Origin of the sequence: Vibrio ostreicida (genome assembly GCF_013074385.2) — a bacterium.
GTDB lineage: Bacteria > Pseudomonadota > Gammaproteobacteria > Enterobacterales > Vibrionaceae > Vibrio > Vibrio ostreicida.
Genome location: NZ_JABEYA020000009.1, coordinates 134851 through 145942 on the forward strand (window position 1 = coordinate 134851; position 11092 = coordinate 145942).

The following is an 11092-nucleotide window of genomic DNA, read 5'->3' on the forward strand; positions in this document are numbered from 1 at the left end:
AAATGACAGTTTATGACAAGAATCTGGGAAAAAGCACAAACTATATTTCTCACTACCAACCAGAGTTGCTGGATCCGATTCCACGCGCCAGAGGAAGAGCGGAGATAAAAGGTTATCAGCAAGCGACTCACACAGGATTCGACTTGTGGACTGCTTTTGAAATCTCGTGGCTCAACAGCAAAGGAAAACCTGTTGTGGCAATCGGAGAGTTTGTTATCCCACAGACGTCTGACAATTTAATTGAGTCAAAGTCATTCAAGTTATACCTCAACAGTTTCAATCAAACGTGCTTCGAGTCAAAAGACGTTGTGATGACCAAGATGAAAGAGGATTTGAGCGCGGCGGCTGGCGCCGACGTTACGGTGAGTTTTACCAAGGTTGACACGCAGCAAGAGACGATGGTCAGCTCGTCTTTTCACTGTATCGATGAGTTAGACATCTCAGTGGATAACTTTGATTACGATGCTGAAGCACTCGTTGGCAGTACACTTGATGAACATGTCTCCGAATCTTTGTGCTCTCACCTTTTGAAATCCAATTGTTTGGTGACCAATCAACCTGATTGGGGCAGTGTGTATATTCGTTACACTGGTGCACAAATAAATCATGAAACCTTGTTGAAATACCTGATCTCATTTCGTGAGCATAATGAGTTTCACGAGCAATGTGTAGAGCGCATTTATTCTGACATTAAACGATGTTGTGATCCTGAACATTTAACGGTTTTTGCCCGATATACGCGTCGGGGTGGGCTCGATATCAATCCTTTCCGAAGTGATTTTGAAAGTGAATTGTGTTCTGGAAGAAACCCAAGGCAATAAAGTTAATAAGAAAGAAACGAAGAGAGGTTTGGACTTAAATCCCCGTACTTAGCGTTTGATGTAATATCTATCGAACAAGTCGGTGAGCTTGAGCCACTAATCTGAATTGATTGATAAAGCCAGTCAGGTGAACTTGACTGGCTTTATGCTTCTATTGGACCTTAGGTAAGAGAACGACCTGTGTCTTTGCCAAAATATCATGAATCCCACGTTTTTGTCGGTCAAAGGGTACCGTAATATTGGCGAGACCAAAGCCTGATGTCGCGATACGAATGACAGCCTGATTGGTTGAAATAGCGGTTCCATTGGGGTTACGAATTTGGATTTTCCAGGCTCGCATCCCTAATGTTTGTCCGGCACGAGTCCAGAAAAAAACGAAGAAATAGACCCAAACGAAGGCTAGGTAAAGTTTATAGATTGGGCTCCAAATCGGATGATGAGTCAAAAAATCACTGACATCCAGATAGGGCGTTGCACTGAAGGCTCCCATTGCAACCAAAGCGTGTAATACCGCAATCACAATACCAGCCGCAAGCATTTCAATTGCTATGACAATCAGACTATCGTAAAACAAGGCACCAAGACGGCGCATTAACCCTGCGGCAGGCAGAGCGTCAGGTGTGGACATAATAGAGTTTACCTATTTTAAAAAGGACGCCAGCATATCGCTTCATTTTTGCTGTGAAAAGAGACTTTGCGCACAGCTTGATAATATGTGGTGATTTTATCAGCAAACGGCAAGCTATTCAGTCTTTTACTCTTGCATCGATGCTTTGCTTACGTATAATGCCAAACATCAAAGGGCAGAGCCCCAAGATGCCGGTGTGGTGAAATTGGTATACACGACGGATTCAAAATCCGTTGCCTTCGGGCGTGGCGGTTCAAGTCCGCCCACCGGTACCATTATTTGTATGACAAAGCCTCGACGAAAGTCGGGGCTTTGTTGTATCTGAAGTACTTTCGAATCAGTATTTGAGTCATGTAAAGCTTGTGTCCCTGAAATTAACGTTCAACTCACTAGGCTCGTCGTTCTGGGGTGGTGAATCTATTAGTTGTGTGGGGGTGGTGTAAAATAATGCAGATTCTGGTGCAACGTAGTACCGCTCACTACAGACTTGAGTTATGATCTTTTCAGTTTAACTGACTGTGCTAATAGATAATGAAAACAACCTGTATTGTGACCGGAGGCAGTTCCGGTATTGGCCAAGCCATTGTACAACTCTTTGAGAAAGAAGGTTATTTGGTCTTTAACTTTGATATAAAAGAAGGACCTCTAGGGCATCATGTTCCATGTGATATCACTGATCACCAAGCCGTGCAGGGTCACATTAAACACATTGCCCAAAATCATAACATTGATGTCCTTGTGACCAGCGCAGGCGTCCATTTTTCTGCCGATATTGAGAACACATCTGAGCAAGATCTTCAACGCGTTTTTGATATCAATGTAAAAGGAACCTACTCGGCAGTGCAGGCCGTCTTGCCTGTGATGAAGAAACAGAATTCGGGTTCCATTATTGTGGTAGCGTCTGAGCAAGGTCTGGTGGCTAAACCTAATTCATTTGCTTATAACCTGAGCAAAGCCGCCCTCGTCTCACTAGCCAAGACAACCGCGATTGACTATGCAAAATTTAACATTCGTGCTAACGCGCTATGTCCTGGAACCATCGAAACACCGCTATATCACAAGGCAATTGAAGAGTATTGCACTCGATCAGGTGCGGATCTTGACCAAGTTCATAAAAGTGAAGCGGAGATGCAACCTTTAGGTCGCATTGGTAAGCCTGAAGAAGTAGCGCAATATGCTTTGTTTCTTGCTAGTGACAGTGCCACCTTCATTACTGGCAGCGTGCAAGTTATTGATGGCGGATACACGACTGGATAGGTTTATATATGCTTAAATTTATTGACGCTCACTTGCATTTCTTTGATATTGAAAATGGCGATTATCACTGGTTACGTGAAGAAAACCCACCATTTTGGCCTGATAAAGGCAAGATCTTAAGAAATTTTCACCAAGGTGATTTGCACTGCGAACCCCGTTTTTCACTCGCTGGTTATGTACATGTAGAGGCTGGGTACGATAATACTCAGTGGTGGAGGGAAATAGAGTGGCTTGAAAAAAGCGCAACGCTTCCCTTTCGCTCAGTTGCGAGTGCAGATATAACGAAACCACCACAACATTTCATTCAAGAGATCGATAAGCTTAGGGCGTACCCATCGGTGGTGGGTGTCCGACATATTTTGGATGAAAATGCCTGCGATCTGCTGTCTGATTTAGAGGTGTGTTCAAACCTTGCTTACCTTGCTGAACAAACACTTTCTTTTGATTTGCAAATGCCGTTGACGGATACTTCAGGAATTCATCAGTTACTGGCCTGTGTGGAACATTGTCCTCAGTTAACGATCATTCTCAACCATGCAGGATTCCCTCCACAGCTCAATAGCGGTAAATGGGAAGAATGGAAAAAAAACCTGTCTCTTTTGGCTAAGCATAATAATATCGCGGTCAAATGTTCTGGGTGGGAGATGGGGAGAAGGGACTACGAGAACCGCTGGGTGTTAACGGTATTAAGTGAGTGTCTTGAAGCATTTGGTGATCATCGAGTGATGCTCGCAAGTAATTTTCCACTGTGCTTATTCTCAAAGAGTTATGAAGAATTATGGACACAATATCTCGATTTCACCACAGCGAGAGCAGAAGCACTGTTTCATGATAATGCTCTGCTATGGTACAAATTTTAGATCATCACTTGACACAAATATGCGGTGAACGTTTAACGACTTCATCGTTTAACTCAATACCAATTCCAGGGGTATCTGGAGCCTGAAAATAGCCATTCTCCGGTTGAGGGTCTTGAAGGCATAACTCTCGATTCCAATCCTTTATGGCGTAAGTATGATGTTCATGAATTAAGAAATTGGGAATGGCGGTTTCTAAATGTAATGAGGCAGCCGTAGCGACTGGGCCGCCACATACATGAGCCTGAATTCGAACGTCGTAAACGTCTGCATAATCACATACCTTTTTCGCCTCGGTAAAGCCGCCGCAAAGGCCAATATCAGGTTGAAGAACATCAATGCTCTGATCTTCAAAGTAGGGTCTGACATCCCAGCGATGATACAAGCGCTCTCCGCCCGCGATAGGGACACCTACATTGTCGGAAACTTTCTTATGAACGGCTGAATTGAGATAATTAACGGGTTCTTCGTACATCATGCAACCGACTTCTTCGACAATTTTTCCCATCTGAATGGCAGAAGCTGCCCCCATCAGTGAATGAGATTCAAAAATAATATCAACATCAGTCCCTACTGCGTCCCGAATCGCTCTTAAACGATTTCCAAAAAGGCGCATCTGTGGTTGCGTAAACAGCTTGGTTCTATCAAAAGAGGATTCGCCATTGTGGTCGTATACGATCGGGTCGACTTTCACAGCATCATAGCCTTGCGCAACTGCTTTAAGAGCCGCTTCAGCGTATTCTTCAGGTGTAATCAGTTTTTTGCACTCTTTATCCCAATCAAACTGTAGCTGGCTTGCATAAGTTCTCAGCTTATCGTTGGTTTTCCCTCCCAAAAGTTGATAAACAGGCAACCCTAGAGCTTTGCCCTTGATATCCCAAAGAGCGGTATCTATGGCGCTCATCGCAGAGTAGAGCACTGGGCCGCCGCCTAGCCCCCAAAAGCTTTCTCTTAGCATTCTTGACCAAAGCTGTTCAGTATTAAATGGGTTCCATCCGATAAGCACGGCTTCAGCGATTTCCTTAACCATTGCGGCGGCGGCGCTATGGCCCCAGTCATAAGCCAGTCCTGCTTCGCCCACCCCTGAAATCCCTTCGTCGGTGTGAATACGAACAAAAACAGGATTCCATTGTGGTCTCTTTGGGCAGTGAATATCAAAAATTTCTATTTCCGTAATCTTCATTTGGACCTATCTTGTCAGTCATGTTGATATTAAGTTTCGAATTTATTGGTCAAAGTCAGGGTAGGTTCGTTTCACTTTTCGCATCATGGCAGGCCAAGCGGTTTGCCCTCCGGTTAGACCTGAGTGAACGACATTGGCTTGTGCTTTTATACCGTCGACAATTGTTTGTTCGACGAGATGAACGGGTTGCCCTGTGGCTTGAATTTGTAATTGAATTTGACAGGCACGGGTTAAGTCGTACATATGCATAAATGCATCGCCAATCGTTTTCCCCATAGTGAGGGCACCATGATTGATCAAAAGCATAAAATTGGATTGACCAAGATCGCTTTGTAAGCGTCGCTTTTCTTCATGATTGACCGCAAGCCCTTCATATTCGTGATAACTCAGCGAGGCCAGTGCAAACATCGAATACTGACTTAGTGGTAGCAGCCCCTCTTTTAAGCTGGCAATCGCTACGGTCTCATCAGTATGGACATGGAGGGCGCATTGCTCTTTAGGTCTCGCTTCGTGAACAGCACTATGAATGGTGAATCCAGCAGGGTTGATGCTAAAAGGACAGTCCGGATCGATAACTTGGCCGTCAATATCAATTTTGACAAGGTTTGATGCGGTAATTTCATCAAAAGATAGGCCAAAGGCATTGATAAGAAGCTCTTCTGTACCGGGAATACGAGCCGAGATGTGGGTATGAATCAAATCATCCCAACCATGCATAACAAACAGATGATATGCAGCAGCCAATTCGACACGAGTCTGCCATTCTGTGTCAGACACTTGACCTTTTAGATTTAATCTTGGGATGTCGTTCATTGATCCTATCCTTTTTTAAAACCATCCTACTCACTTTCGCAAAGATGCATCCAGAAAATATAACATTAGCTTGATGTTGTGGTTTGCTTCCTCAGATCAACTTAACACGTGAACGTTAGTTTTTTCGAGTTGATATTTACGCGCTTTGTTGAGGAAGAGCAAAGTTTGCCACTTTTCTCTGTATTCTCGATTGAGGCGACGCTCCCAACGAGCAAGCTTCAAGTGACGGGGAGGGGGCAGGCTATCCAGTTTTCATGGAAACGTTGAATCTAGTGGTAGCGATGGTGGAGTAATGGTCATGAGAGACGGTTCATGGTGATCAGGCTTTCGACCACCATAAACAATGAATAACTGAAAGGTGTTTTTATCAATCTCAATATTCAGAGAGCGGAATGTCGTTTTTTTTCCATGTGCTTTTTTTGGTGCAGACGCCTAATTCCTGCAATAGGTGGCGAATTAGAATCGCATAGATAAACATCATTGGTAGACCCGCGACCACACACAATGACTTGATGGTATTGATGCCGCCCCCAGCAAGAAAAACGCTAAAGCTGATTAGCGCTATTGCCCCTGCCCACAAAAGCTTAACTTTGTTGTCAGGATCACCATTCACAGCAAGTTCGTTGGTTGTCAGCATCGCCGTCGCCACACTGGCGCTGGACATGGTCGTAAGCATGAGAAAAAACTGTATCACCAGAAACAGAGTAAGGGTGGTGGATGTCGCAGGCAATGTTTGGATCAAGGAGACAACAGCAAAAGTCAATCCACCTTCAGTCATCCATGTCTGTACTGGTAACCCCCCAATAAGCTGTGCCCAGACAGCATAGCCACCAAAAATAGAAATAAAAAACGAGCAACCCAGTGAACCCATCGAAATCGTATACAGAATGACTTCTCGAATTGTTCTGCCTCTAGAAATGCGGGTGATGAACAGCCCCATCATAATCAAGTAGGCAAAGTACCAAAACCAGTAGTATTGGGTCCAACTTTGAGGAAAACCACTTTGTTGTACTGGGTCGGTCCAAAGTGATATGCGAAAATAATTGTCCAGCATGACGCCTAACGAATCGGTAAAATTATTGAGAATAAATTGTGAATTAGAAGAGAGCAGTACAAACAGGGCAAACCCAATTGCAGCTATGACGGTAAGGTCGGAAACTTTACTGATGCCTTTTTCAAACCCGACGAGCATGACCGCCATCAATGCAGCAACAAAAAGGAGGATAATGCCTCCTTGCAGGAATATGCCATTTTCAATGTTCAATAATTCAGAGATGCCCACACTTAACAAAGAGACGGTGAGTGCTAAGGAACTAGCAAAAGCGGCTAATGTGCCAAATATAGCTAACAAATCGATGCACTTTGCCACTATCGGGTGTTCGCCAATCACGGATGCACACAAAGTAGACAGCTTCAGAGTTCTCTGTTTCTTTACGTAAAATGCATAAGCAAAGGGGATCGCAGGGAAGCAGTAAATCGCCCAGCCTGTGACTCCCCAATGAAACATCGAATAGGTGACACTCCATGCTGCGGCTGAATAACTGTTTTGAGCTGCAAACAAAGGAGGTGATTGAAGATAGTAGATGGGTTCACCAATTCCCCAGTAGATTAGAGATGCGCCGACCCCTGCGGTAAAGATCATTCCTCCATAAGAGAAGTTACTGTAATCCGGTTTGCCTTCTCCAAGTTGGATGCGGCCATATCGTGAAAATGCCAGCCAGAATAAAAAAAACACCAGAGCTAAGGCTGCGAGTTCAACTAGCCAACCAAACCAAGCAGTGACGGAGTGCATTGCTTGATCGGCCAGAGCTTGTGATTGAATCGGGTAGGACGAGGCGGTAAACAGTATCACTAGAACAAGGGCGATGGCGGGCAGAGCTAACCCATAGTTAAGATTCCTCAAGAGAGTTTCTCCAATCGGTCAACGCTTCTATGTGGTCCGGTCTAATGCCACAACATCCCCCGATAATGGTGGCACCAAGTTGACGCCAGTGCTTGGCATATGACAGATACTCTGTTGGGGAAAGTTGACGCATGGACTGTAAAATATCATTTGCTTGATGGTCGGCCTGAATGGGTGAAAAGTTGTTGGCATAGACTCCGATCTCTATCGTTAGACCAAAACGTTCAATGACCTCTTTGGCATCCGAGATGGCCTGTTCCATAACTTCTGGGACTGAACAGTTAAAGAAAATCCCCTCGCAATGGGAGGAGCAAATCATTGCCGTGGCAGATTTTACTGACTGACCTGATCTCAACTTTGCTTCACAAGTCAATTCATCTTGTAAAGAAAAGGCGTAATAGCAAGTTTTAGAGGAATGCTTCAAGACCTCATGAATGACCTCAAATTCTTGTATGCTGGCAATGGTTTCGGCGATCCATAAATCAACGTGAGGATCTTGAGCATGATATAGCGTCTCGACAATCTCTCTTGCTTGATTTTCCTCGAACAGATCAGGGCGATAACTTCCAAAGGCTGGGGGGATTGAGCCAGCAACCCGAACAAGAGGGCTGCCTTTGTCATTATTTTTCTGTGCGACTGAGTTGGCAATCGCCGCTGCTTCTCTTGCGAGTTTGGCACCTTCAGTTTGGTAGCGTTCAGCGCCGAGGTGGAATGGCACACAGGCGTAGCTGTTAGCGATAATAATTTCAGCACCGGCATCGATAAAATTCTGATGCGCTTCTTTTACATAGTTGGGTGATTCTATGAGCGCTTGTGCACTCCATAGGGGCTGTGAAAATGGGGCGCCAAGCCGCTTTAATTCACGGCCCATTCCGCCATCCAGAATGGTCAATGTTTTCATGAAAATTACTTTATCTTGTTCGTTATCGTTGCAATGTAACCATAATGTGATTTAGGTCAAATTGAAATTTACTCAAGATAATTATGAATAAAAATCAAATAGACTCGCCGTGGCGGATTTCCCTCAGAGAGTCGCTAATGCCCTTCAACGTTCAGTACGTCATCGTTCTTGTGTCGAATGAGAATTTTCTATCCTAGTGTGGATCTATTGAAATCTTTATTTTTTTCGGTCAGTTACCCAAAAATTGTCTATCTTTTAGAGTACATAAATGACATAGGAAGCGTCGATGTATCATCTTACACCCTATTTGTTTTTTGCTGGTCGATGTGAAGAAGCTCTGGACTTTTATTGTCATTGTTTTGAGGGCGTAGTGCTAACCAAGCAGTATTTTAAGCATGCTCCTCAACGGATAGAAGGCGCTGATCCTGAATGGATTATGCACGCTGAGCTTGAAGCATTTGGAATGAAGCTGATGTTATCGGATGGACTGGTTGCAAAAGAGCGTTCAGGAAATCACATGGCTTTGTCCTTGGTTATGGATGATCTTAACCAACAGGCAAGGGTTTTTGACAAACTGTCTCATGGCGGGCGAATTATGACGATGCTTGAAGATACGTTTTGGGGCGCGCGTTTTGGGAAAGTGGAAGATCAGTTTGGCATTCGTTGGATGCTGCATTGTGAGTTAGTGCAACAATGATTGAGCAAGCCATAAAGAGTAATCTAGACGTGATTCAGGGTTAAAATTGAGGATAACCATGATGAAAAGAATGTTAGGAAAAGAGTGGTAGAGCAATCGTGGCCAGTATTAAGATTACCGTAGACAGAATCCAGCCCGGTTTACATATACGATTACCCGTAAAGTGGAATGAGCACCCCTTCTTGTTTAATAGCTTCAAAGTGAAAGATGAAGATCAGATCCGTTTGATCCGCCATCTAGGCATTACTCATGTGTTCATTAATCCTGGGCAAAGCGATACCCAACCACTCCCGCCTTCAACTGAGCCTAAAGAGCAGCCTGTTATCGCTGAAGAAGAAATCGATCTCGAAGCACAAAAACTTTGGAAGGAAAAGCAAGATCGAATTGAAAAACTCAGTGCCTATAGGAGACGCGTGGTCAAGTGTGAGAAGGATTTTGAACGCTCTTTATCTAAAATGAGAGCGGTGATGAATAAGATTCGCAATCGGCCGACTCAGGCCGTCGATGAAGCCGCTCAATTGGTGGATGATATAGTCGAAAACTTGCTGAGTGAAGACAGTGTGACGCTACACCTGATGAATGGAAAAAGCGAATTTGAGGACATCTATTTTCATTGCTTAAATGTTGCAGTGCTTGCGATGATGATTGCTAAAGCGAAAAACCTAGATGCTCAAAAAATTAAAGAGGTCGCTTTTGCTTCTTTGTTTCATGATATGGGGAAAGTTAAGGTGCCCGCTGCTATCGTGCGGAAACAAACACGGCTCACCGAGCCGGAAAAGAATTATCTCAAACTGCATACCAAATATGGCCTTGATATCATTAGTAGTATGGAATGTTTTCCAGAGAGTGCTAAGACAGTGATTGCCCAACATCATGAAATGAATGACGGCTCTGGCTATCCAGAAGGGTTGAAGGGTGATCAGATTGATGAATTGACACAGATTATCGCGGTGGCGAATGCTTACGATAACCTTTGCCATTGCAACGTTCCTTCAGAACAAAAGATACCTTATGTGGCACTCTCTTATCTATATAAGAAGGGCAAACACTTATATAATAATGATAACCTCAACATTTTGATTAAATTTATGGGTGTTTACCCCCCTGGAACCGTAGTACAACTTTCCAATGACACTGTGGGTCTAGTCATTTCGGTTAACGCGAGCCAGATCCTCTTCCCGAACGTACTTATTTATGATCCCTCCGTACCGAGAACGCAGGCACCGATTATTGATTTAGCAGAAAAGGACATCAAAATAGTGAATGCCATCTTGCCCAATAAACTACCGGATAAAGTCAAAGAGTACTTAAACCCAAGATCGCGAATATCTTACTTTTTTGATACTGATGGCTAATGTACTGCAATGCTGAATCTTATAAGGGGCGGAGGTTGTGAAAATGCGCTCACTTTCTGCTTAATAGAAACTTTTAGGCCTCAATTTCTCTAGTTACCCACAGGCACCTGTGGGTATCATGGGTCCAACCTGAAGATAAAATTCTCAAAAATAGCCGTTTGAATGCTAAATGATCAGTTAAGCGAGTTTTTATAAAAAATAAGTATTTTACCCTTGCCTTATCTTTGACTCCCTCTATAATGCGCATCCACTGACACGGCAGACGCCACAAGGCTTACGCAGTTTCAGTCAGGTGAAAATCAAGCAAGAAAATAAAATTAAAAAAGAGTTTGACTCTTTAAATTATCTCGCTAGAATGCACCTCCGCTTGAGAGAAAAGATTCTTAAAAGCAACGCTCTTTAAAAATATAAACCTATCAATCTGTGTGGGCACTCGTTGATGATAATCCAAAAATGATTCTATTGAATCACTTTAGGTATCAATGAACTGAGTGACCAATACAAATAACGACTTTCTCTTGCAGAAAGACATTATTTGGCACAGTCAATTCATTATCATTCTGTTGGAATGGTAATAGCTTTAAAATTGCTTGTTACTTTCGAGTAACGATAAGTTTTGAAGTCAGTATTCATTGAGCCGAACAAAATCTTAAATTGAAGAGTTTGATCATGGCTCA

Annotated in this window: 10 protein-coding genes and 1 tRNA gene; 6 read left to right on the forward strand and 5 right to left on the reverse strand. The window is 43.6% G+C overall.

The features are described 5' to 3' along the window. Positions 1–2: 2 nt before the first annotated feature. Positions 3–821, forward strand: coding sequence for an NADPH-dependent 7-cyano-7-deazaguanine reductase QueF (gene queF, locus HLM86_RS13745; protein ID WP_076589524.1), 819 nt, complete (start codon positions 3–5; stop codon positions 819–821). Positions 822–972: 151 nt separating this feature from the next. On the opposite strand, the gene HLM86_RS13750 is transcribed toward queF, so the two are convergent. Next, on the reverse strand, positions 973–1449 hold the full coding sequence (locus tag HLM86_RS13750) for an RDD family protein (RefSeq protein ID WP_076589525.1): 477 nt from the start codon (positions 1447–1449) through the stop codon (positions 973–975). A gap of 190 nt (positions 1450–1639) precedes the next feature. Here HLM86_RS13750 and HLM86_RS13755 point away from each other — a divergent pair. The 3 genes from HLM86_RS13755 (at position 1640) to HLM86_RS13765 (ending at position 3566) form a co-directional block, all read left to right on the forward strand. After that, positions 1640–1724: transfer RNA gene (locus HLM86_RS13755), tRNA-Leu, on the forward strand. A 256-nt stretch (positions 1725–1980) separates the two neighbouring features. Beyond that, positions 1981–2706, forward strand: coding sequence for an SDR family NAD(P)-dependent oxidoreductase (locus HLM86_RS13760; protein WP_076589526.1), 726 nt, complete (start codon positions 1981–1983; stop codon positions 2704–2706). Between the two features lie 8 nt (positions 2707–2714). Beyond that, positions 2715–3566: an amidohydrolase family protein gene (locus HLM86_RS13765; protein ID WP_170883187.1), complete on the forward strand. Its 852-nt coding sequence runs from the start codon at positions 2715–2717 to the stop codon at positions 3564–3566. Positions 3567–3570: 4 nt separating this feature from the next. Here the strand turns inward: HLM86_RS13765 and HLM86_RS13770 are convergent, their stop codons facing one another. The 4 genes from HLM86_RS13770 to HLM86_RS13785 form a co-directional block, all read right to left on the reverse strand. Beyond that, a complete protein-coding gene (locus HLM86_RS13770) occupies positions 3571–4746 on the reverse strand; it encodes a mandelate racemase/muconate lactonizing enzyme family protein (protein ID WP_076589528.1) in 1176 nt (391 codons plus the stop codon). 42 nt (positions 4747–4788) lie between these two features. Next, entirely contained in the window at positions 4789–5559 is a 771-nt protein-coding gene (locus tag HLM86_RS13775) for a class II aldolase/adducin family protein (protein WP_170883189.1), read from the reverse strand. Positions 5560–5932: 373 nt separating this feature from the next. Beyond that, positions 5933–7462 carry a BCCT family transporter gene (locus HLM86_RS13780; RefSeq protein ID WP_170883191.1) on the reverse strand — a complete coding sequence of 510 codons (1530 nt, stop codon included), beginning with the start codon at positions 7460–7462 and terminating at the stop codon, positions 5933–5935. Further along, entirely contained in the window at positions 7449–8363 is a 915-nt protein-coding gene (locus HLM86_RS13785) for a homocysteine S-methyltransferase family protein (RefSeq protein ID WP_170883193.1), read from the reverse strand. Before HLM86_RS13785 ends, HLM86_RS13780 begins: the two co-directional genes overlap by 14 nt. Positions 8364–8649: 286 nt before the next feature. Between HLM86_RS13785 and HLM86_RS13790 the strand changes: the two genes are divergently transcribed. Both HLM86_RS13790 and HLM86_RS13795 read left to right on the forward strand, forming a co-directional pair. Then, positions 8650–9060, forward strand: coding sequence for a VOC family protein (locus HLM86_RS13790; RefSeq protein ID WP_076589532.1), 411 nt, complete (start codon positions 8650–8652; stop codon positions 9058–9060). Positions 9061–9158: 98 nt separating this feature from the next. Further along, the gene (locus tag HLM86_RS13795; protein ID WP_076589533.1) at positions 9159–10415 is read left to right on the forward strand and encodes a cyclic di-GMP phosphodiesterase; all 1257 of its coding nucleotides are present in this window, start codon (positions 9159–9161) and stop codon (positions 10413–10415) included. The last annotated feature ends 677 nt before the right edge of the window (positions 10416–11092 follow it).